This window comes from Neorhizobium populisoli, from assembly GCF_019430945.1.
In the GTDB taxonomy this organism is placed as follows: Bacteria; Pseudomonadota; Alphaproteobacteria; order Rhizobiales; family Rhizobiaceae; genus Neorhizobium; species Neorhizobium populisoli.
On the sequence record NZ_JAHYCB010000003.1, the window covers coordinates 114,733 to 137,270 of the forward strand.

Sequence of the window (22,538 nt, forward strand, 5' to 3'; positions counted from 1 at the left end):
AATTCACGACGCCATAAGCGGCGCGGCGCCGCATGCTGATGTCACTGATTGACGACCTAGCCAATCGCGGCAGCCTAGTCCAGCCTACCGCATCCGATTGGGCTGGATGGTTTCGTCCTTACTCCTGTTCCAGCAACTGGCCAGGGCGCACGAACTCATCGCCGGACTTGACGTTCCAGACGTGCAGGATGCCACCGGGCGGGAATGCCAAGCCGACGATGTTGGCGCGTTGAAAGTCGTCTTCTTTTGCCGGGTCCAAAACCTTCAGATTGACCACCGGCACATCATCAACGGTGCTGATCTCCTTGTAATCATATTCGACGCGGGCTCCATAACAGGTGATTTCGCCGCCTTCGATGATCAGTTCGCTGGACGGATCATCAGCAGCAACCCAGCGCCCCTGCATCACCTCCGGCAACGGAGCCTGACGCGTCGCATGTCCCACAGATGCCGCCATCGTCTCTTTCCTCGGTCCACTGATCAGCGGGACAAAGACATATACCATTTAGAGATGCAACACCTGCCCGACGGCGCTCCAGTCTAGAGTGTCGCCTTGCACCTCAATAAGCCGGCGGGCAGGCCTCTTCTTGAGGTGCGGTAACGTACCAAACCGACTACATCGACGGCAGATCGAGTCCGTTCGGAAGTGATATCCAAATGACCGTTTGCGGTTCTGGAGAGTGACGTGACAAATGTCCCTTGCCGTGCGTGTCTTCAACCAGCACAAAGCTGCCAGCCTGAACGTAACGCACGTCTCCATCACTCGTCTCGTATTCAACCGAGCCATTCAGCCTGACAGTAAGCACGGGTTCCGGCACCGTGTGCCAGGCAACCTCTCGCATGCCAGCCGGAATGTGAGTTAAACGGACGCGGGAAGCCAGATAACTGGCGGTGACGTCAAACGGCGCAGCATCAGGGTGTACCGACCTCTTGGTCGTCGGCAATTCAATTTCGCCAAAATGCGACTCACCGTCTGGAGTGGCGTAGATGCGCAGGCATTTCATCAGCCGTCTCCCGGCTCGGAGAGAGCTGGATCGCGCCTGCATGTCGACAACGACAATTGGCGAGATGAATAAATCTGGGTGATGCCGCCATCCTTGCTGGTCGAGACATTCATGCAGAAGCATGCATAACCATGGCTGTAATTCATGCGGACATATTCGCCCTCGGCCATATCCCTGATCTTGTCCATGCCCTTGGCCGAATACCCGCCTTGAACCATGATGGTCCATTCGTTCTCCGCATCGACCAGGGTCCAGTTCCGGGGTGTCGGATTGATCAGCCAGCCGCAACGGTTTTCGGCAAGAACCGTTGTCGGTATCGTCGCCAATACAAGCCCTGTGGCAATCCACCGCTTCATCGATGCCTCCATGAAAAACGCCAGTATGCCGCGGGGTCGCCGCTTGTCTATATCGCGTCGCAATTCGACGTCTGAGACCGGGTTGGCTCATACATGCAACGCATGCCCCAGCGCCTTCATCGCCGCCTCCGCAAACCCTTCCGATTGCGTCGGATGCGCATGGATCGTCCCGGCAATGTCCTCCAGCCGCGCGCCCATCTCGACCGCCAGCGTGAAGGCGGCGGAGAGCTCCGACACCCCTGCCCCGACCGCCTGGATTCCAAGCACCAGATGATTGTCCGCCCGTGCCACGACGCGCACGAACCCCTCTTCCGATGATAGCGTCATCGCCCGCCCGTTTGCGGCAAACGGAAACTGACCGATCTTGACCTCGCGCCCACCCGCCCGCGCCTCGTCCGGCGACAATCCCACCGAGACGATTTCCGGATCGGTGAAGCACACGGCCGGTATCGCCCGCTTGTCCCAGGAGCGGCGCTTGCCGGAAACGATCTCGGCCACCATCTCGCCCTGCGCCATAGCCCTGTGCGCCAGCATTGGTTCGCCTGTGACGTCGCCGATCGCGTATATGCCGCGCATGGAGGTGCGGCATTGTTCATCGATCCTGAGGAAACGACCGACCATGTCGAGTTCCAGTTCCTCGCGGCCCCAGCCCTCCGTCAACGGCTTGCGGCCGATGGTCACCAGCACCTTGTCGGCGGCGATGCGCTTTTCCTCGCCTTCGCCGGTTTCCGCCAGCAGGGCGTCGCCGTTGGAGGACATGCCTTTGACCTTGGTCCCGAGCAGAACTTCGATGCCGAGTGCGGCAAGCCGCTTGGAAACCGGCTGCGTCAGCGACGTATCGTAGAGCGGAAGGATGCGATCGAGCGCTTCGACGATCGTCACCTTGGAACCGAGCTTGGCGAAGGCCATGCCGAGTTCGAGGCCGATATAACCCGCGCCCACGACAGCCAACTTTTGCGGCACCTCGGAAAGCGATAGCGCCCCCGTCGACGAAATCACCTTGCCGCCGAACGGCAGCGCCGGCAGATCGACCGGCACTGAGCCGGTGGCGATGACGATGTTTTCCGCGCGGATGATCTGTTCGCCGGTCTCGGTCTCCACCGCCACCGTCTTGCCATCGCGGAATTTTGCCCGACCAACGACGATTTTCACGCCGGCCTTCTTAAGCAGGCCCGAGACGCCATTGGTCAGCCGACCGGTAATGCCGTCCTTCCAGGCCATGTTTTTGGCGAGATCGATCTTCGGGTTTTCGGCACGAATGCCCATGGCATTCTTGCCCGCCGCCATCGCCACCGTTTTGTGAAAATCGTCCGCCGCATGGATCAGCGCCTTGGACGGGATACAGCCGATATTGAGGCAGGTGCCGCCGGGCTTCGCCATTTCGACGATGACCGTATCCACCCCCAGCTGGCCGGCCCGGATGGCGCAGATATAGCCCCCCGGACCGGCCCCGATGACGAGAAGTTTGCAGGTGATCTCTTTCATTGTTTTTCTTTCACCTCACTCGTCTACGAATATCAGCGCCGGCGTTTCCAAGAGCGACTTCAGCCGCTGCACGAAAGTCGCCGCATCCCAGCCATCGATCACCCGGTGGTCGAAGCTGGAAGACAGGTTCATCATCTTGCGCGGCACGAACTGCGTGCCGTCCCAATGCGGCCGGATCGCCATCTTGTTGACGCCGATGATCGCCACTTCCGGATGGTTGATGACCGGCGTCGAGACGATGCCGCCCATAGCGCCGAGCGATGAAATGGTTATCGTCGATCCGGAAAGCTCCTCCCGCTGGGCTGTGCCGCTCTTCGCAGCATCGGAAAGCCGAGCCACCTCGCGGGCGCAGTCGAAAATATCGCGCGCCTCAGCGTGCTTCACTACGGGCACGACCAGCCCCGAAGGCGTCTGTGCCGCAATGCCGATATGCACGCCGCCGAACTGACGGATGATACCTGCTTCGTCGTCATAGATCGCATTGATGCCCGGCTGCTCGGCGATCGCCTTCACTATGGCTCGCATCAGAAAGGGCAGGATGGTGAGCTTCGGGCGACCGGGTTTTTGCGTGCCGTTCATGCGGCCACGCAACTCTTCCAGCGCGGTCATGTCCACTTCCTCCACATAAGTGATGTGGGGGATGCGCGACTTGGCAAGCGCCATCTTCTCGGCGATCCGGCGGCGAAGGCCGACGACCTTGACCTCGTTGACGCTTTTGTTCGGCTGCAAGCCTGCTACGACCGCCCCACCGCTATCGCGGCTCAGGAAGGTATCGAGGTCCTCATGGGTAATGCGGCCCGCCGGGCCTGAGCCAGACACCTGCCGCAGATCGATGCCGGCATCTTTGGCGCGAAGACGTACGGCGGGCGTCGCAAGCGGCTTTTCACCTTCCGCACGCGGCACGCCTTGCCCTGTAACACTGCCTCTGCCGGAACCGGACGTGGCAGCAGATTTTGCCGGGGCCGCCTGTGCCGCCGTGCTCTGGACTGGTTCCGGCTTCGACCGCTCGGCAACCGGTTCGGATTGCCCTTTAACTTCAGGGGAAGAGGACGGGACGGATTGTGATGCCGAAGCCTGCGGCGGCACCTCGACATGCGGCTCCGCCTCGCTTTCTCCGTCCTCGCCCGCGACCCTGATCTTCAGGATCACGGTTCCCGTCGCGATCACGTCGCCGATCTCGCCATGCCGGAAGGTCACTTCGCCTTCCACCGGCGAAGGAATTTCGACCGTCGCCTTGCCGGTCATCACGGCGGCGAGCACCATGTCTTCCCGCACGATATCGCCGACCTTCACATGCCATTCGACAAGTTCGGCCTCAGCAACACCTTCGCCGACATCCGGCAGCTTGATGATCTTTTCGCCCATCTCAAGCCTCCATCATTTCGCGCAATGCCCGGCCGACACGCGCCGGTCCCGGGAAATAATCCCATTCCTGCGCATGCGGATAAGGCGTGTCCCAGCCGGCAACCCGCACGATCGGCGCCTCGAGGTGGTAGAAACAATGCTCCTGCACCAGCGCCGCCAGTTCCGCTCCGAAACCGGATGTCAGCGTCGCCTCATGCACCACCATGCAGCGCCCGGTTTTCTTCACCGAGGCAACGATCGTCTCCAGATCGAGCGGAAGAAGCGTGCGAAGGTCGATCACCTCGGCATCGATGCCCGTCTCCTCCGCCGTGGCTTCCGCCACATGCACCATCGTGCCATAGGCCAGCACCGTCACCGCCGAACCCGGCCGACGCACGACCGCCTTGCCTAATGGCACGGTGAAATATTCCGCCGGAACTTCGCCGAGCGGATGCGCGGCCCAAGACGTCACCGGCTTGTCATGGTGTCCGTCGAACGGCCCATTATAAAGCCGCTTCGGCTCCAGGAAGATCACCGGGTCCGGGTTCTCGATCGAGGCTATTAGCAAGCCCTTGGCATCATAAGGATTGGACGGCACCACGACCTGCAGCCCGCAGACATGGGTGAACAGCGCCTCAGGGCTCTGGCTATGCGTCTGCCCGCCGAAAATCCCGCCGCCGGTCGGCATGCGGATCGTCACCGGGCAGGTGAAATCGCCATTCGAGCGGTAACGCAGCCGCGCCGCTTCCTGGGTCAGCTGGTCATAGGCCGGATACATGTAATCGGCGAACTGGATTTCGACGCAGGGTTTCAGCCCATAGGCCGCCATGCCGATCGCAGCACCGACAATGCCGGATTCGTTGATCGGCACATCGAAACAGCGCGTCTTTCCGTATTTCTGCTGCAGGCCTTGTGTGGAGCGGAAAACGCCACCGAAATAACCGACATCTTCGCCGAACACGACCACGTCGTCGTCATGCTCCATGGAAACGTCCATGGCACTGCGGATCGCCTCGATCATCGTCATGCGTGGCATGGGGAGGCCTCCTTGCGAATAGAACGAGCTTCGCGGATGGGATTCGGTCGGTGCGGCGAACTCCCAATAATCTCCCCCCTTGAGGGGGAGATGTCGCCGAAGGCGACAGAGGGGGGTGGCGAGGGTTCAGCAAACGCAGCGGCCGAATATGTGGGAGCATTACCCCCCTCTGCCCTGCCGGGCATCTCCCCCTCAAGGGGGGAGATCGGCAGGAGGCGCGACCTGTCGTTCCAATCAGCCATAGTAGGTGCGGACGAGGCGTGCATATTGATCATCTCCATCCGCTCAAACCCCCGCCTGCTGCCGCTGCCGCTTCAGATGCGGCGGCATCTCCGCATAGACGCCCTCAAACATATCCCGCATCGAAGGCCGCCCGCCGGAATGCAGCGTGCCGTGCTTCTCCGCCTCCTTCTGGGCAGCGACGACGGTATCGCGGATTTCCGCCTCCATCTGTACATGCCGCTCCTCGCTCCAGGCACCGACCTGAATGAGGTGGTTCTTCAACCGGATGACCGGATCGCCAAGAGGCCAAGCCTCCGACTCCTCCTTCGGCCGATAGGCGGAAGGATCATCGGAGGTCGAATGCGCCCCCACGCGATAGGTGACATATTCGATCAGCGTCGGCCCGATATTGCGCCGCGCCCGCTCCGCCGCCCATTTGGCGACCGCATGCACGGCGAGATAGTCGTTGCCATCCACGCGCAATGACGGCAGGCCGAAGCCGAGACCCCGCGCCGCGAACGTACCGGAGCCGCCGCGGGCAATCCCCTGGAAGGTCGAAATGGCCCATTGATTGTTGACGACGTTGAGGATGACCGGCGCCCGGTAGGTCGAGGCGAACACCAGCGCCGCATGGAAATCCGACTCCGCCGTCGCGCCGTCGCCGATCCAGCCGGCAGCTATCTTGGTATCGTTCTTGATGGCGGATGCCATCGCCCAGCCAACAGCCTGAATATATTGTGTGGCGAGATTGCCCGAGATCGTGAAGAAGCCGTATTCCTTGGAGGAGTAGAGAACCGGCAGCTGCCGGCCCTTCAGCGGGTCGGCATCGTTGGAATAGATCTCGTTCATCATATCGACCATCGGATATCCGCCGGCGATCAACAGGCCCGCCTGCCGATAGGTCGGAAAGTTCATGTCGCCCTGCACAAGCGCTTTGCGGAAGGCGCAGGAGACCGCCTCCTCACCAAGATGCTGCATGTAGAACGAGGTCTTGCCCTGCCGCTGTGCCATCAGCATGCGCTGGTCGAAGACGCGCAGCAACATCATGTGCCGCAGGCCTTCCATCAGCTCGTCATTGGTCAGCGACCCGGCCCAGGGGCCGACCGCCTCGCCTTGCCTGTTCAGGACGCGGATGATCGAGAAGGCGAGATCGCGCATCTGTTCCGGATCTTCATCCACTTCCGGTCGGCGCACCGAACCCGCTTCGGGGATCGTCACATTGGAAAAATCCGGCTTGCCGCCGGGCCGTACTTCCGGCTCCGGCACATGCAGGCTAAGTCGTCCCGTTATATTGTCCGTCATCCGTTTCTCCTCCCAAAGAACCGAGAATTTTGCGCCTCAACGCGGAGCCATGCGCAACGCCCCGTCGAGGCGGATCACTTCGCCGTTCAGCATCGGGTTTTCGATGATGTCGCGCACCAGCCGCGCATATTCCGCCGGGCGTCCCAGCCTCGGCGGAAACGGTACGGACTTGCCGAGCGAAGCACGCACCTCGTCGGAAAAACCCGCCATCATCGGCGTTTCGAAAATACCGGGCGCGATCGTCATCATGCGAATGCCGTCGCGCGCCAGTTCGCGGGCGATCGGCAACGTCATGCCGGCAACAGCCGCTTTCGAGGCGGAATAGGCCGCCTGCCCGATCTGTCCGTCGAATGCCGCGACCGATGCGGTGGCGACCAGCACGCCGCGCTCGCCCTCCTCGTTCGGCTCGGTTTTCGCAATCGCCTGCGCCGCAAGCCGGATCACATTGAACGTGCCGATCGTGTTGATCTCCAGCGCACGGGTAAAACTTTCGAGCGCATGCACACCCTGCTTGCCGAGCACCTTTTCCGAAGGCGCGATACCGGCGCAGCAGACCGCACCGCGGATCGGCCCATTGGTGGCTTCCGCCTTGGCAACCGCCTGCTCGACAGCCTCGCCGCTACGCACATCCGTCTTCACGAAAATCGCGCCAAGCTCTTCAGCCCGTGCCGGCCCGTTCTTTTCATCGAGGTCGAGCAGAGCGACCTTACCGCCCGCTTGGACAAGCATTTTAGCCGTCGCGAGCCCAAGGCCGGAGGCTGCGCCGGTGACGAGAAAATTTCCGCCTTCGATCCGCATCCCGCTCCTCCTCAGTTCGCCAGCCCGCGGGCGATGATGATCTTCTGGATATCGGACGTGCCCTCGTAGATCTGGCAGACCCGCACATCGCGATAGATGCGTTCGACCGGGAAATCGGAAATATAGCCGTAGCCGCCGAGCGTCTGGATCGCCGCGGAGCAGACCTTTTCGGCCATCTCTGAGGCGAACAGTTTTGCCATGCAGGCTTCGTCGAGGCATGGCTCACCGCGATCCTTCAGCCGTGCCGCATGCAGAACAAGCTGCCGCGCCGCCTCGATCTGCGTCTTGGCATCGGCCAGCCGGAAGGCGATCGCCTGATGGTCCAGCAGGATCTTCCCAAAGGTCTTTCGCTCCTTGGCATAGGTCAGCGCCACGTCGAACGCTGCCTGCGCCATGCCGACGCATTGCGCAGCAATGCCGATGCGGCCGGCTTCGAGACCCGACAGCGCGATCTTCAGCCCCGCCCCTTCCGCGCCGATGCGCTGGCTTTCAGGAATGCGCAGATTGTCGAACATCAATGCCGCAGTGTCGGACGCCTTCTGCCCGAGCTTGTCCTCGATCTTAGAGATGGAGAAACCCGGAACATCGGTGGAGGTCACGAAAGCGGAAATGCCGCGTTTACCGGCGGAAGGATCGGTGACGGCAAAGATGATTACCGTCCCGGCGATCTTGCCGGACGTAATGAACATCTTCGAGCCGTTGATAAGGTAATCGCTACCGTCCTTCGTCGCCCGCGTACGGATCGCAGCCGCATCGGAACCGGTATCGGCTTCCGTCAGCGCAAACGCGCCGATATGCCGGCCTTCCGCGAGCGGCCGCAGAAAAATTTCCTTCTGGGCATCGGACGCATGCGCATCGATGAGCGAGCAGACGGGGGAATTGTGGACGCTGACCAGCGTCGAGACGGCGCCGTCACCGGCAGCGATTTCCATCAGCGCACAGGCATAAGCTACGTAGGAACAGCCGACGCCGCCCCATTCTTCGGCTGTGCGCATCCCGAGAAAACCGAGTTCGCCGAGTTGGCGCAGCACGTCCGGCTCGATCGCATGCGCCTTTTCGCGCGCAGCCGCACCGGGTTTCAAAACCTCGCGGGAAAACTCAGCGGCGGTGGAGCGGATGAGCTCCTCCTCATCTGTCAGCATGCAATGATCTCCTCCTCGAAACCGTATGCATGACAACTAATCTAGGGCCGGATCAGCCGGCGGGCCACTCCCGCGAACTTGTTATTTATTGCGAGTTCCAGCAATTTTATTTCGTCGCAGCGGCACCATGGAACCACAATGCGATTTGATCGTTTGCCGGGCTCTTTCAGCAGGAACAGATGAGCATATGTCGGATTTGAGCGCCGCCGCCGAGTTTCGTGTCTATCCAAAATCATGGGGGGCCGAATATGTTGCGGCCGGCGAGGTCCGGTTCCGGCTCTGGGCGCCCGGGCAGGAAACCGTTACGCTCCGCCTCGACGGCAAAGATGCCGAAATGACCCGCAGTGATGACGGCTGGTTCGAACTGCTGGCGACAGGCGTCTCGCCCGGCGCGGAATACAATTACGTGCTCGCAAACGGCATGGTCGTACCGGACCCTGCGTCCCGCGCCCAGAAGGCCGATGTGAACGGCCCTTCCCTTGTCATCGACCCGACCAGCTACGACTGGCAACACCCCGACTGGCAGGGCCGGCCATGGGAGGAGACGGTCGTTTATGAACTGCATATCGGCACCTTCACCCCGGAGGGTACATTTCGCGCGGCGATCGAAAAGTTGCCCTATCTGGCCGACCTTGGCATCACCATGATCGAGGTCCTGCCGCTCGCCCAGTTCGGCGGCAAGCGCGGCTGGGGTTATGACGGCGTGCTGCTTTACGCCCCTCATTCGGCCTATGGCGCGCCGGAGGATTTCAAGGCCTTCGTCGATGCTGCCCACGGGCTCGGCCTCTCCGTCGTGCTCGATATTGTGCTTAACCATTTTGGCCCGGAAGGAAACTACCTGCCACTGCTGGCGCCCGATTTCTTCCACAAGGAACGCATGACACCCTGGGGTGCCGGCATTGCCTATGACGTCGATCCGGTTCGGCGCTATATCAGCGAATGCGCGCTCTACTGGCTGGAGGAATTCCAGCTCGACGGCCTGCGCTTCGATGCCATCGACCAGATCGAGGATAGTTCGGAACAGCATGTCCTCGAAGAGATCGCCAGGCGCATCCGCACCGAGATCACCGACCGGCCGATCCACCTGACCACAGAGGACGCCCGCAACATCACCTTCCTGCATCCGCGCAATGGGGATGGCTCGGCGCCGCTCTTCACCGCCGAATGGAACGACGACCTCCACAATGCCGTGCATGTTTTCGCGACCGGTGAAACACATGCCTATTACAAGGACTTCGCCAAAAACCCTGAGAAACTGGTCGCTCGTGTGCTGGCCGAAGGGTTTGCCTATCAGGGCGAGGTCTCGCCTCAGACAGGCGAAAAACGCGGTGTCAAAAGCACCGGCCAGCCGCCCGTCGCTTTCGTCGACTTCATCCAGAACCATGATCAGGTGGGCAACCGGGCACAGGGCGAACGGCTGATCTCACTTGCCGGCGCCGATCGCACCAAGGCCCTGCTCGCCACGCTGCTTCTGTCGCCACATATCCCGCTGATGTTCATGGGCGAGGAATATGGCGAGACCAATCCCTTCCTGTTCTTCACCGATTTTCTCGGTGATCTTGCCAAGGCCGTGCGCGAAGGCCGGGCCCGGGAGTTTCAGGGCCATGCAGGTCACGAGGGCGAAAGCGTACCCGATCCGAATGCAAAGAAGACCTTCGAAGTCTCCACGCTTGATTGGCAAAAGCCGGACTCGAAAGATGGCAAGGACTGGCTGAAATTCACGAAGGACCTGCTGGCGCTCCGTCAAAAGCATATCGTCCCGCTACTCGCCACTGCCGGCGGCGAAAGCGGCAAGGTGGTGAAAACGGATAAGGGCTTCCTCGCCGTCTCCTGGACCTTTCCGAAAGGCCGGCTCTCGCTGGCCCTCAACATCGGCGAAAAACCACAGCCCCTTCCCGATGCGCCCGGCGAGACTATCTTCGCCTGGCCTGAAAAGACACATGACCTCCCGCCGAACTCCACCGTTGTCCGCCTCGAAGTTTCCGGAAGGCCCGCATGAACATCCCGACCGCCACCTATCGCATCCAGTTCCGCAATGGCATGACCTTCGACCGCGCCGCGGAGCTGGTGCCCTATCTGAAACGTCTCGGCATCAGCCACCTCTATGCCTCGCCGATCTTCACCGCCACGACCGGCTCCACCCACGGCTATGACGTGACAGATGCCAACGAGATCGAACCGTCGATCGGCGGTCGCGAAGGTTTCGAGCGCATGGCCAGAACGCTCAAGGCTGCCGGGCTTGGCCTGATCCTCGATATCGTGCCGAACCACATGGCGGCATCACTGGAAAACCTGTGGTGGCGCGATGTCGTCGAACACGGCGAACAGAGCCGCTACGCCCGCCATTTCGATATCGACTGGTCGCGCAAGCTGACGCTCCCGTTTCTTGGCGACACGTTCGAGACGGTATTGGGGGCCGGCGAGATTTCGTTGAAGCCCGATCCGAAAACCGGCAGACCGGCGTTCGCCTATTACGAAACCTTCTATCCGCTCAATCCGGAGACCTATTCGGGCCGAGAAGCCGAAGTCCTCAAACTTGCGGACAAGGCAGCGATAGCCAAACTGCACGAACAGCAGCACTACCGGCTGATGTCCTGGCGGGATGCGCCGCGCGACCTCTCCTATCGCCGCTTCTTCGAGATCACCGGCCTTGCTGGTATCCGCGTCGAGGATGGAGCGGTGTTCGACGACACGCATAAGCTCATCCTCGAACTCGTGCATTCCGGCGCTGTGGACGGCTTGCGCGTCGACCATGTCGACGGCCTTGCAGATCCGAAAGCCTATCTGGAGCAACTGCGCCGTGAGGCCGGACCGGACTGCTACATCACCGTGGAAAAGATCCTCGGCGAAGGAGAACATATCCCGGCCGACTGGCCGATCTCCGGCACCACCGGCTACGAATTCATTTCCGCCGTCAGCGACGCATTGGTGGATGGTGAGAAACTGGATGAACTGCGCGCCGCATACGATACGGTCGCCGGCCAGCCGATCGATATGGAAACCGAGCTGCGCGCGGCAAAATTGCTGATGGCGGACAAGAACTTCGCCGGCGAAGTTGCAACACTGCTGAAACTCGCGCGGCAGATCGGCCAGACGGAAGATCGCGATTCGGCTTTGCCGGAAGATGCGCTGAAAGCGGCCCTGCGCGAATTGCTTATCGGCTTTCCGGTCTATCGGACATACGGCACCCGCCAGGGCCTGCCGCCGGAGGGCCGACAAATGCTCGCTGCCGTTCTGGAAAAAATCCGTCGAGGGCCGAATTCACCGGATGAACCGGCGCTCGCATTTTTCGAGCGCATTCTGACCGGCGATGTGGAATCCTCCGTTGCCGCCACGGCGGCCGTCTTCCTCACCCGTTTCCAGCAGCTGACCGGTCCGTTGATGGCGAAATCGGTCGAGGACACCCTGTTCTTCCGCCAACACATGGCGCTGGCGCTGAACGAAGTCGGCGCCGAACCGCTGCCACGCGCCTTTTCGCTCGATCGCTTCCATCAGGAAATGCAAACCCGCCTGGAGCGCCAGCCCGATGCGCTTTCCGGCACATCGACCCACGACACCAAGCGTGGAGAGGATGCCCGTGCGCGCCTCTATGCCATAACCGAAGCTCCGGAAATCTGGAGCGACGCGGTCAGCCGGTGGCGGGCGGTGAACAGAAGCGCGGTAAACATCCTGGATGACGGCCCCGCACCCGAGCCGGCGGTCGAGTGGATGCTCTACCAAGCCTTGGCGGGCGTCTGGCCCGTCGACCTTCACTCGGAAGACCGGGAAGGCCTGAAAGCGCTCGAAGAGCGGTTTATCGCCTATGTCGAAAAGGCATTGCGGGAAGCAAAGCTGCGCACCAATTGGGGCGATAGCAACGAAGCGTATGAACAGGCCGTCATCGCTTACGCCCGCCACATGCTATCTGCCGACAATCAGGCATTCCTTGCCGATTTCGCTGATACGCTCCGTCCCTTGGCCCGAGCGGGCCTCGTCAATGGCATCACCCAGACGATCATCAAGCTCACCGCCCCCGGCGTGCCTGATATCTACCAGGGCAGCGAAGGTCTCGACTTCAGCCTCGTCGACCCTGACAATCGCCGGGAGCCGGATTTCGGCACGCTGCAGAAGCGCTTGCTGGAAAAGCAGACGCTTGCCTCCGGCGAAGAGGAAGAATGGCAGAGCGGCCGCCTGAAGCAGCACGTTATCGCCACTCTGCTGCGCCTGCGCCAGGAAGCGCCGACCTTGTTCCGAAAGGGTGATTATCTTCCGCTTTCCATTGCTGGCAAACGCGCCGGCAATATTGTCGCTTATGCGCGGGCGATGGAGGATGACGAGGCCCTGGTCGTGGTGGCGCCGCGCCTTGTCTTCAGCGCGTTGCATGCCGGCCTTGCCCCTTCCCGGCAGGAGCGCTGGGCCGAGACGGAGATCATCCTGCCGCCACGCCTCGCCAATCGCCGCTACAAGGACATCTGCACGGGAAAGGTGATCGACCCGAAGGAGCGGATTGCCGTCAACTGGGTGTTCAACGAACACCCCTTCGCCCTGCTTCTCGCGGAGTGATCCGAGCTTCCTGCCAACCTCAAAACAAAGGCGCCGCTTCCATCCGGAGCGGCGCCTTTTGATTCTCTGCCGGAAGTTTAAGTTCCGAGCTTTTTATAAATGAAATCAAGCGAATCCGACGAGATTCAGAACGGCGATGACGATAACGACTGCGCCGACCAACCAAACGATGCTGTTCATGACGTTCTCCTTGTAATGTCGTAAATTTGAACGGCGGGAGGCCCGAAAAGTTCCGGGAAAATTAGCTCTGGAACAAACAACGCGCGGCTGTGTTGACCCACATCGCGCCGAGGCCTGTCCGAAGGATGGCAGCCGAGGTCTTGTCTCAAGGGGGAAGCCATGAACACCGCCAATCCGCAGCTTGAAGGCCTTTATCTCGCCGTCGCCGCCATCAATCGGCTTCTGGTAGAAAAGGATGTCCTTTCGCATCAGGAAATCCAGGATGCCTTGCAGGCGACCGAACGCACGGTGCTCGCCGACAACAAACCGCTCAGCGTTTCCAGCTCCCACCAGAAAGCGGTCGCCTTTCCGATCCGGCTCCTGCTGCTCGCCAACGAGGCGCATCAGGAAGGCGCGAAATTCTGTTTCGAGGATCTCGCCCGCGAGGTCGGCCGGCGTACCTGACGATTTTCTTCGTGCAGACAAGAACGGCGGCATACGCAGATGCCGCCGCTGTTCTCGTTTGGGAGGAGGAAGTCTGGGGTAAGATCCTCGATATCTCTAAAGGCGTAAGCTTAGAGGATCGGTTTGCCGCCGGTGACGGCGATCGTCGTGCCGGACACATAACTCGACAGCGGATCGGCCAGCATGACATAGGCCGTCGCCAGTTCTGCCGGCTGGCCGGGCCGTTTCATCGGCACCTGATTGCCGAAATTTTTCACCCGGTCCTCTGTCATGGTCGAGGGAATGAGCGGTGTCCAGATCGGTCCCGGCGCCACCGCATTGGCGCGAATATCCTTTTCGGCGAGAAGCTGCGCCAGCCCGGCGGTGAAATTCTGAATCGCGCCCTTGGTCGTCGCATAGGCAAGCAGCGTCGGGTTCGGACTGTCGGAATTGATCGAGGCCGTGTTGATGATCGCGCCACCCGGCTTCATGTGCGGCACGGCCGCCTTGGTCAGATAGAACATGGCATGGATATTGACCTCGAATGTCAGCTGCCATTCCTCGTCGGTAATGTCCTCAATCGACGAAAACGTCGCCTGATGGGCTGCATTGTTGACGAGAATATCGATGCCACCGAACTCTTTCACTGCCCGCTCGATGATCGCCCGACAATGCGCCGGTGTCTTGATGTCACCCGGCACCAGCACGGCCTTGCGCCCTGCTTCCTCCACCAGCCGCTTCGTATCCTCGGCATCCTCGTCTTCATCGAGATAGGAGATCAATACATCCGCGCCTTCTCGCGCATAGGCGATGGCCACTGCCCGGCCGATTCCACTATCGCCGCCGGTGATGACGGCGTGTTTTCCGGCAAGCCGGCCTGAACCGCGATAGGATTGCTCCCCATGATCCGGCACGGGATCCATCAGGCCGGTAAAGCCCGGCATCGGCTGCTGCTGTTCGGGAAAAGGCGGAGCGGGGTACTGAGCCACGGAAACGTCCTTTATTCGTTGGGAATTCACACTCCCAACTGAACGAGTCCGCGGATGTTCCGCAGAAGGCTCCACAACTTGAAAAAGAATAGTGCGTGGAAGGCGCGCCGGCGAGTTCAGGGATCGTCTTTTGACGCTCTGTCCAGCTTTCCGACGCCGGCCTTGTGCACATATTGGCTCGCCACCATCCAGCCCTTCAGCGGCCGCATGGGCAAAAGGCAGGTAATCAGCAGGAACGGCAGCGAGATCAGCAGATGCACCCAGAACGGCGGCTGGAAACTCGTCTCCATCCACACTGCCAGCGCGATGCCGGGAATGCACCCGAAAACCATGATGAAGAAAGCCGGACCGTCGCCCGGATCGGCAAAGGAATAATCAAGCCCGCAGGCTTCGCATCGCGGTCTTAGCGTCAGGAATCCGCTGAACAGCTTGCCTTGGCCACAACGCGGGCAGCGGCAGCGCAGTCCCGTGCTGGTGGGGGGAAGCGGCGCCCAATCGGAATCCTGTGACATTTCCGTCTGCCTCTGCTGGCGTGGCCGGTCTCTTGCCGGTCTCTGGGTTGTGCATGGTTGCCAATCAACGGTTGGAAACCTTAGATTCGGTCTATGTCAGTTACTCGGAAATGCATAGTCTACGGTTGATCGAATCTCCCGGCCTACCCAAGGAAATCCCGATGACTCGCGCATTTTCCGGCCTCGGCATCCGCCATGCTGGCCATTTCACCCGGCTGAAATGGCATCGTTTGCGGCGCAGCTTCAACGACCCGCTTTTTTCCGCTGAAGTCATGGCGGAAGGTTTCCGCCTCGGCGCATCGACCGAACTCGATCTCCGCGTCCGGAGCGATGGCGGTTTTGTCGTCCTGCACGATGAAGAACTTGAGGGCGAAACCAATGGTCATGGCCTGATACGCCAAGCCGCGGCGGATGATATCCGTCCGCTGCGACTGACAGCCGGAGGCCACCATCCAATCCTCAGCGAGGATCTCGCTTCGCTGCTTCAGACCGCGCATCCGGAGGCCCTGCTGCAGTTCGACATGAAGGACGAGCTGGCGGTGATCGGCGAACGTGGCATGGCGCATCTGACCGAATATTTCGCCGGTGCCGGCTCCTCGATCATCATCAGCGGCCACGATCTCGATCTCATCCTCGCCGTGAAGGAACAGCTGCCGAGCCTGAAGCGCGGTATCGACCCGACCGACAAGCTGATTGAAATCTATCGCGAAAACGGCCTCAAGGCAGTCGAAGAAGACCTTCGCGCCGACCTCGCGGGACGGACTGAACCGGACACGATCTACCTTGCCTGGCCGCTTATCCTGCGCGCCGCCGCAGAAGGCCTCGACCTGATCGGCCTCTGTCGCGACGCCGGCAAGCTGGTGGATGCCTGGACCTTCAACCTCCAGAGCCCGGACGAGGGGTTCGATGCCGATGAGGCGAAACACTTCACGGCACTGATGGGATTGAAGCCGGACCAGATCACCACCGACGAGCCGATCGCCACGGAGCGGGCCTGGGCGGCGATTGACGGATAAACCCGTTCAGCGATTGCAGAACGGTGCGCGGCAGACACGCCGGCTGACCAGCTTGAGGCTGCGATCCGGCTCGATCAGATATGTCTCAAAGACGCGGTTGCCGGCCTGATCGTAGAATTCGTGATCGACGGGGCTGCCGACCGGCGCTTTGCGTGTCGGGTTTCTGGGCTGCCCGCCATAGGTAATGCTGCCGGGAATCGGGCGTATGCCAGGCCCATACTGATAGCTGGGTTCGATCGGCTCGCTGCTGACGCTGCAGCCTGCCAGCAATCCTGCAAGTGCACCGATGAAAACGATCTGTCGCATGGGCTGATCCCGCCTCTTTCTCGCAATGAGCCGTTCGGCTTAACTCGGAGTTGGCGCCGAAGTTCCGTGAGCCCTAGCATCGATAAATCGTCTATTCATCGAAAAAATATCCGCTACACATTTGATCCGCTGTTTTTGAATGAGGGAGATTGATTGCCGTGACGAAATCCTACGGAGCCATGTCGATTGCCGAGCTGTCGGTGCTGATCCAGACCGGCGCGGTCGATCCGGTCGAGGTTACAGAGCAGGTTTTCGCCGGAATCAAGGCCTGGCCCGACAAGGCCGTCTTCATCACCCTCCTGGAGGAACGCGCACTCACCGAAGCAAGGGCCTCCTCCAAGCGTATCAAGGAAGGCCGCTCGCTCGGCCCGCTCGACGGCATTCCAATCGCCTGGAAGGACCTGTTCGACATCCAGGGCCTGCCGACCACCGCAGGTTCGAAAGTGCTGAAGACCGCGGCCCCTGCAGCAAAGGACGCCGCTGTCGTCGACCTTCTGAAACAGGCCGGCATGATCGCCATCGGCCGCACGAACATGAGCGAGTTCGCCTTTTCCGGCATCGGCATCAACCCGCATTACGGCACGCCACATAATCCGCGCGGAAAGGACGCGCCGCGTATTCCGGGCGGCTCCTCCTCCGGTGCGGGCGTTGCGGTCGGCGCGGGCCTTGTGCCCGTCGCCATGGGCACCGATACCGGCGGCTCGATCCGCATCCCGTCGGCGCTGAACGGCACTGTCGGCTACAAGGCCACCCGCGGCCGCTATGCGATGGACGGCGTCTATCCGCTGGCGAAAAGCCTCGATTCGCTCGGTCCCCTCTGCCGCACCGTTCAGGATGCGGTCTGGATCGACGCCGCCATGCGCGGCCTTGGCGTGCCCTCCACGGCGCGCAAGCCGATCCGGCCCCTCGATATCGTCATCCCCATCAACGGCGTCTTCGATGGCGCCGAGCCGGGCGTGGTCGCTGCCTTCGAGGCGACGGTCGAGCGCCTCCAGAAGGCCGGCTGCACCGTGACCCGTCTTGCCTTCCCAGCCTTCGACGAACTGCCGCAGCTGATGGCGAAATACGGACCGATGGTGACAGCCGAAGCCTTTGCGCTCCACCGCGAAAAGCTGGCCGGCCCCGAAGCCGCCGATATCGATCATCGCGTCGTCGCCCGCACCCGCCTTGGCGAGAGAACATCGACTGCCGATTATATCGCCATCATTGAAGCCCGCTCCCGCATGACGGCCGCGACCGAGGCTCTGATCGGCAACCGCCTGGTCGCCATGCCTTCGGTGATGCATGTCGCGCCGAAGATCGAGCCGCTCCTGAAGGACGACGAGGCTTTCTTTGCCGCAAACGGTAAGACGCTCCGCAACACCGGCTTCGGCAACTTCCTCGACTGGTGCGGTATATCCATTCCCTGCGGCACAGGCGATGCCGACATGCCCGTCGGCTTTATGCTTTCCGGCAAGGCAAACCAGGATGAGGACGTGTTGCAGGCAGGCATGGCCTACGAGGATATCATCCGCGGTTAGGACGCCGACGCGACTGTTAAGTCAGGCGCTAACACGAGTGGCCGCCTGTTGCACTCGCCAGGATGATCGGCGAAAATCCCAGCCTGAACTCAGGAGAGCGCGTCATGCCATTCTCAACCGCCCGTGGATTGAGCGCCGATATCGTCGCCAAACTCTCCAATGCCTTGGAGAACTTCGAGGACGTGACGCAGGACGAAGTGATGATCATGCTTTCCGAAGCACTCGATGTAATCAACGAGCTTGTGGTTTTGGTTGACAACGCGGGAGATGAATAAGGCTACACATCGACACTCGCGACGTTTGCCGTCGCGAGTGTCGATATCGGGAGTTTGTAGAATGGTAGCGGGAGCCAGTCATAGGCGAACTTGTCTCGTAAAGCGTTTTCGCTGACATCGGGCGAAAATTCTTCAGACAAAACGGGTGATGGAGCGGTGGATCAATCCATCGAAATTCTCAATAAATTAAAAATCCCAATCCTCATCCTCTGTCGCCACTGCTTTGCCGATGACGTAGGAGGAACCGGAGCCCGAGAAGAAGTCATGGTTCTCGTCGGCGTTCGGAGAGAGCGCCGAGAGGATCGCCGGATTGACCTTGCAGGCTTCAGCCGGGAACAGAGCCTCGTAACCAAGGTTCATCAGCGCCTTGTTGGCGTTGTAGTGCAGGAATTTCTTGACGTCTTCGGTTAGACCAACGCTGTCATAAAGCGCCTGGGTATATTTGGCTTCATTGTCGTAGAGTTCCAGCAGGAGATCGAAGGCAAAATCCTTGATTTCCTGACGACGCTCTTCGGAAAGCTTTTCCAGTCCACGCTGGAACTTGTAGCCAATGTAATAGCCATGCACGGCCTCGTCGCGAATGATCAACCGGATCAGGTCGGCGGTATTGGTGAGCTTGGCACGGCTCGACCAGTACATCGGCAGATAGAAGCCGGAATAGAAGAGGAAGCTTTCGAGGAAGACGGAGGCGACCTTCTTCTTCAACGGATCATCGGTCGCGTATTGCTCCATGATCATCGCGGACTTGTGCTGCAGGAACTCGTTTTCCTCGGACCAGCGATAGGCATCGTCGACATCGGGTGTCAGGCACAAAGTCGAGAAGATCGACGAATAGGAACGGGCGTGAACCGCCTCCATGAAGGATATGTTCGAAAGCACGGCCTCTTCGTGCTGCGTGACAGCGTCGCCCATCAGCTTCACCGAGCCAACACCGTTCTGGATCGTGTCGAGCAAGGTCAGGCCGGTAAAGACGCGGATCGTGAGCTGCTGCTCCTCCGGCCTCAGCGTCGCCCAGGAGGGGATGTCGTTCGACAACGGCACCTTTTCCGGAAGCCAGAAGTTTCCGGTGAGCCGGTTCCAGACTTCGAGGTCCTTTTCGTCCTCGATACGGTTCCAGTTGATCGCGCGCACGGCCGAAGCTGCCTTTGCAGGCTTGTTCTTTAATTGGATATTCATTGTCTTTCCCGATCTCAGAGCGTGCAGGAAACGCAGCCCTGCACCTCGGTGCCGGACAGCGCCATCTGGCGAAGGCGAATGTAGTAGATGGTCTTGATGCCCTTCTTCCAGGCGTAGATCTGCGCCCGGTTGATGTCGCGGGTCGTTGCCGTGTCGCGGAAGAACAGCGTCAGGGAAAGCCCCTGGTCAACATGTTGGGTCGCCGCCGCATAGGTGTCGATGATCTTCTCCGGACCAATCTCGTAGGCATCCTCGTAATAGTCGAGATTGTCGTTGGTCATGAAGGCGGCCGGGTAATAGACGCGGCCGATCTTGCCTTCCTTACGGATCTCGATCTTCGAAACGATCGGATGGATCGAGGACGTCGAATTGTTGATGTAGGAGATCGAGCCGGTCGGTGGCACGGCCTGCAGATTCTGATTGTAGAGCCCGCCTTCCATGACGGCGCCCTTCAGCTCCAGCCAGTCTTCCTGCGTCGGGATGTGGATGCCAGCGTTTTCGAACAGCTCAGCCACCTTCTCGGTCGCCGGCCTCCATTCGACTTCTGTGTATTTGTCGAAATATTCCCCGGACGCGTATTTCGAGTTCTCGAAGCCCTTGAAGCTTGTACCGCGTTCGACCGCCAGCCGATTGGAGGCGCGGATGGCGTGATAGGTCACGGTGTAGAAATACATGTTGGTGAAATCGACGCCTTCGTCCGAACCGTAGAAGATGCGCTCGCGGGCCAGATATCCGTGCAGGTTCATCTGCCCGAGACCGATCGCATGGCTGTCGTCATTGCCCTTCTCGATCGAGGGCACCGACGAAATGTGGCTGATGTCGGAAACGGCGGTCAGCGCCCGGATCGCCGTCTCGATCGTCTTGCCGAAATCGGCCGAGTCCATCGCCGCCGCAATGTTCAGCGAACCGAGATTGCAGGAAATGTCCTTGCCCATATGCTTATAGGACAGGTCGTCATTATATTCGCTGGCATCGCTGACCTGCAGGATTTCCGAGCAGAGATTGCTCATGGAAATGCGGCCGGCGACCGGGTTGGCGCGGTTCACCGTGTCCTCGAACATGATGTAGGGATAACCGCTTTCGAACTGGATTTCGGCGATGACCTGGAAGAAGTCACGAGCCTTGATCTTCTTCTTCTTGATTCTGGAGTCGGCCACCATCTCGCGATACTTTTCCGTCACCGAGATTTCGGTGAAGGCAACGCCATAGACACGTTCCACGTCATAGGGCGAGAACAGGTACATGTCCTCGTTGTTCTTGGCGAGTTCGAAGGTGATATCAGGCACGACGACGCCGAGCGACAGCGTCTTGATGCGGATCTTCTCGTCGGCATTCTCGCGCTTGGTGTCGAGGAAACGCATGATGTCCGGGTGATGGGCGTTGAGATAGACGGCGCCCGCCCCCTGCCGCGCCCCGAGCTGGTTCGCATAGGAGAACGAATCCTCCAGCAGCTTCATCACCGGAATGACGCCCGAGGACTGGTTCTCGATCTGCTTGATCGGGGCGCCGGCCTCACGGATGTTGGTGAGCGACAGCGCCACGCCACCGCCGCGCTTGGAAAGCTGCAGAGCGGAATTGATGCCGCGTGCAATCGATTCCATGTTGTCTTCCATGCGCAGGAGGAAACATGAGACGAGTTCGCCGCGCTGTTTCTTGCCGGCATTGAGGAAGGTCGGCGTCGCTGGCTGGAAACGGCCGGAAATGATCTCGTCGACCATGTCCTTCGCCAGCATCTCGTTGCCCTGGGCTAGCGCCAGCGCCACCATGCAGATACGGTCTTCGTAGCGCTCGAGATAACGCTTTCCGTCGAAAGTCTTCAGCGTGTAGCTGGTGTAGTATTTGAAGGCGCCGAGGAAGGTCGGAAAGCGGAACTTCCTGTCATAGGCGTGGTCGTAAAGATCGCGGACGAAGTTGAAAGAATACTGGTCCAGCACCTCCTGTTCGTAATAGCCCTCGCGGATCAGATAATCGAGCTTTTCCCGAAGGTTATGGAAGAAGACGGTGTTCTGGTTGACGTGCTGGAGGAAATATTGCCGGGCAGCCAGCCGGTCCTTGTCGAGCTGGATCCTGCCATGCTCGTCGTAGAGGTTCAGCATCGCATTGAGGGCGTGATAGTCGAGGTCCGACTCCGATGTCTTCATCGGTGTTTCGAAGGTGGTCGCGTCCAAAATCGTTCCAATCCGTGTCTGACGTTGACGACATCCTCCTCGGTGCCCAGAAGCTCGAACCTATAAAGGTACGGCACCTGGCACTTCGCAGAAATGATGTCGCCGGCGATCCCGAAGGTCGCGCCGAAATTGCTGTTGCCGGCGGCGATCACGCCCCGGATGTTTTTCCGGTTGTCCGCATCGTTCAAGAAGCGGATCACCTGTTTTGGAACGGCCCCTTTGCCGCCTTCGCCGCTATAGGTCGGAATGATCAGGACGTAGGGCGAGCTTGCATGAAACGCCTCGGCTTGACCGGACGGAATGCGCCGGGCGGCAAGACGTAGTTTTTCGACGAAGCGATGGGTGTTTTCCGATCGGCTGGAGAAATAAACGATCTCGCCCATCGCGCTCGACACTCCTCGAGCCTCAGGCTGCAAGCGTGCTGATCATGTCCGGTCGGAAGCCGGCCCAATGGGTCTCACCCGCAACGACCACCGGCACCTGGCGATAGCCCAGCCCCTGGACAAGCTCGTAGGCGGCGGAGTCGGTGGAGACGTCGACGACGGTATAGTCGATCCCCTGCCGGTCGAGCGCGCGGGTGGTCGCGGTGCAGTGAACGCAGGCCGGCTTGCTGTAGACGATAATGCTCATGGTCTTCCTCGTATCTGACGGGCATGGGAAATCGTTCGAACACCCGCCGATGTCCGTGCGACATGATTGAGAGATGAAGGCAGCCGCAGCCGGTTGCCGGACGCTAGAGCAT

General features: G+C 60.4%; 22 protein-coding genes. 6 read left to right on the forward strand and 16 right to left on the reverse strand.

Annotation, left to right across the window (positions count from 1 at the left end; genetic code table 11):
- Positions 1 to 118 precede the first annotated feature (118 nt).
- The 9 genes from KX729_RS08375 to KX729_RS08415 form a co-directional block, all read right to left on the reverse strand.
- Positions 119 to 457 carry a hypothetical protein gene (locus KX729_RS08375; RefSeq protein ID WP_219741987.1) on the reverse strand — a complete coding sequence of 113 codons (339 nt, stop codon included), beginning with the start codon at positions 455 to 457 and terminating at the stop codon, positions 119 to 121.
- 157 nt (positions 458 to 614) lie between these two features.
- Complete coding sequence (locus KX729_RS08380; protein WP_219741988.1) at positions 615 to 1,004, reverse strand: cupin domain-containing protein; 390 nt, start codon at positions 1,002 to 1,004, stop codon at positions 615 to 617.
- The gene (locus tag KX729_RS08385) at positions 1,004 to 1,360 is read right to left on the reverse strand and encodes a DUF4087 domain-containing protein (RefSeq protein ID WP_219741989.1); all 357 of its coding nucleotides are present in this window, start codon (positions 1,358 to 1,360) and stop codon (positions 1,004 to 1,006) included. Before KX729_RS08385 ends, KX729_RS08380 begins: the two co-directional genes overlap by 1 nt.
- Before the next feature lie 87 nt (positions 1,361 to 1,447).
- Entirely contained in the window at positions 1,448 to 2,845 is a 1,398-nt protein-coding gene (lpdA, locus tag KX729_RS08390; RefSeq protein ID WP_219741990.1) for a dihydrolipoyl dehydrogenase, read from the reverse strand.
- Between the two features lie 15 nt (positions 2,846 to 2,860).
- Complete coding sequence (locus KX729_RS08395) at positions 2,861 to 4,210, reverse strand: dihydrolipoamide acetyltransferase family protein (RefSeq protein ID WP_219741991.1); 1,350 nt, start codon at positions 4,208 to 4,210, stop codon at positions 2,861 to 2,863.
- 1 nt (position 4,211) lies between these two features.
- A complete protein-coding gene (locus tag KX729_RS08400; protein WP_219741992.1) occupies positions 4,212 to 5,225 on the reverse strand; it encodes an alpha-ketoacid dehydrogenase subunit beta in 1,014 nt (337 codons plus the stop codon).
- Positions 5,226 to 5,510: 285 nt separating this feature from the next.
- Complete coding sequence (locus tag KX729_RS08405; RefSeq protein ID WP_219741993.1) at positions 5,511 to 6,749, reverse strand: 3-methyl-2-oxobutanoate dehydrogenase (2-methylpropanoyl-transferring) subunit alpha; 1,239 nt, start codon at positions 6,747 to 6,749, stop codon at positions 5,511 to 5,513.
- 36 nt (positions 6,750 to 6,785) lie between these two features.
- Complete coding sequence (locus KX729_RS08410) at positions 6,786 to 7,547, reverse strand: 3-hydroxyacyl-CoA dehydrogenase (protein WP_219741994.1); 762 nt, start codon at positions 7,545 to 7,547, stop codon at positions 6,786 to 6,788.
- Between the two features lie 11 nt (positions 7,548 to 7,558).
- Positions 7,559 to 8,689, reverse strand: a complete 1,131-nt coding sequence (locus KX729_RS08415) for an acyl-CoA dehydrogenase family protein (protein WP_219741995.1) — start codon at positions 8,687 to 8,689, stop codon at positions 7,559 to 7,561.
- A gap of 187 nt (positions 8,690 to 8,876) precedes the next feature.
- On the opposite strand from KX729_RS08415, the gene treZ reads away from it, so the two are divergent.
- The 3 genes from treZ to KX729_RS08430 all read left to right on the forward strand — a co-directional run bounded on the left by treZ (position 8,877) and on the right by KX729_RS08430 (position 13,855).
- A complete protein-coding gene (treZ, locus tag KX729_RS08420; protein ID WP_219741996.1) occupies positions 8,877 to 10,688 on the forward strand; it encodes a malto-oligosyltrehalose trehalohydrolase in 1,812 nt (603 codons plus the stop codon).
- Positions 10,685 to 13,231, forward strand: a complete 2,547-nt coding sequence (treY, locus tag KX729_RS08425; RefSeq protein WP_219741997.1) for a malto-oligosyltrehalose synthase — start codon at positions 10,685 to 10,687, stop codon at positions 13,229 to 13,231. Before treZ ends, treY begins: the two co-directional genes overlap by 4 nt.
- 339 nt (positions 13,232 to 13,570) lie before the next feature.
- Positions 13,571 to 13,855: a hypothetical protein gene (locus KX729_RS08430; RefSeq protein WP_219741998.1), complete on the forward strand. Its 285-nt coding sequence runs from the start codon at positions 13,571 to 13,573 to the stop codon at positions 13,853 to 13,855.
- Between the two features lie 110 nt (positions 13,856 to 13,965).
- Here KX729_RS08430 and KX729_RS08435 read toward each other — a convergent pair whose 3' ends face one another.
- Positions 13,966 to 14,778, reverse strand: coding sequence for a glucose 1-dehydrogenase (locus KX729_RS08435; protein WP_246617525.1), 813 nt, complete (start codon positions 14,776 to 14,778; stop codon positions 13,966 to 13,968).
- Positions 14,779 to 14,939: 161 nt separating this feature from the next.
- Entirely contained in the window at positions 14,940 to 15,335 is a 396-nt protein-coding gene (locus KX729_RS08440; RefSeq protein ID WP_219742000.1) for a DUF983 domain-containing protein, read from the reverse strand.
- 161 nt (positions 15,336 to 15,496) lie between these two features.
- On the opposite strand from KX729_RS08440, the gene KX729_RS08445 reads away from it, so the two are divergent.
- Positions 15,497 to 16,351, forward strand: a complete 855-nt coding sequence (locus tag KX729_RS08445) for a glycerophosphodiester phosphodiesterase (protein ID WP_219742001.1) — start codon at positions 15,497 to 15,499, stop codon at positions 16,349 to 16,351.
- A 6-nt stretch (positions 16,352 to 16,357) separates the two neighbouring features.
- On the opposite strand, the gene KX729_RS08450 is transcribed toward KX729_RS08445, so the two are convergent.
- Entirely contained in the window at positions 16,358 to 16,657 is a 300-nt protein-coding gene (locus tag KX729_RS08450; protein WP_219742002.1) for a hypothetical protein, read from the reverse strand.
- A 158-nt stretch (positions 16,658 to 16,815) separates the two neighbouring features.
- Between KX729_RS08450 and KX729_RS08455 the strand changes: the two genes are divergently transcribed.
- Complete coding sequence (locus tag KX729_RS08455) at positions 16,816 to 18,177, forward strand: amidase (protein ID WP_219742003.1); 1,362 nt, start codon at positions 16,816 to 16,818, stop codon at positions 18,175 to 18,177.
- Positions 18,178 to 18,281: 104 nt separating this feature from the next.
- Positions 18,282 to 18,452, forward strand: coding sequence for a hypothetical protein (locus tag KX729_RS08460; RefSeq protein WP_219742004.1), 171 nt, complete (start codon positions 18,282 to 18,284; stop codon positions 18,450 to 18,452).
- Between the two features lie 186 nt (positions 18,453 to 18,638).
- On the opposite strand, the gene nrdF is transcribed toward KX729_RS08460, so the two are convergent.
- The 4 genes from nrdF to nrdH are packed head-to-tail and all read right to left on the reverse strand — an operon-like array spanning position 18,639 to position 22,426.
- Complete coding sequence (nrdF, locus tag KX729_RS08465) at positions 18,639 to 19,628, reverse strand: class 1b ribonucleoside-diphosphate reductase subunit beta (RefSeq protein ID WP_219742005.1); 990 nt, start codon at positions 19,626 to 19,628, stop codon at positions 18,639 to 18,641.
- A 14-nt stretch (positions 19,629 to 19,642) separates the two neighbouring features.
- Entirely contained in the window at positions 19,643 to 21,769 is a 2,127-nt protein-coding gene (nrdE, locus tag KX729_RS08470; RefSeq protein ID WP_219742006.1) for a class 1b ribonucleoside-diphosphate reductase subunit alpha, read from the reverse strand.
- Positions 21,766 to 22,179 carry a class Ib ribonucleoside-diphosphate reductase assembly flavoprotein NrdI gene (gene nrdI, locus KX729_RS08475; RefSeq protein ID WP_219742007.1) on the reverse strand — a complete coding sequence of 138 codons (414 nt, stop codon included), beginning with the start codon at positions 22,177 to 22,179 and terminating at the stop codon, positions 21,766 to 21,768. The genes nrdE and nrdI overlap by 4 nt, the downstream gene beginning before the upstream one ends.
- A gap of 22 nt (positions 22,180 to 22,201) precedes the next feature.
- Positions 22,202 to 22,426 (reverse strand): glutaredoxin-like protein NrdH, encoded by a 225-nt coding sequence (nrdH, locus tag KX729_RS08480; protein ID WP_219742008.1) that lies wholly within the window; start codon positions 22,424 to 22,426, stop codon positions 22,202 to 22,204.
- Positions 22,427 to 22,538: the final 112 nt, after the last annotated feature.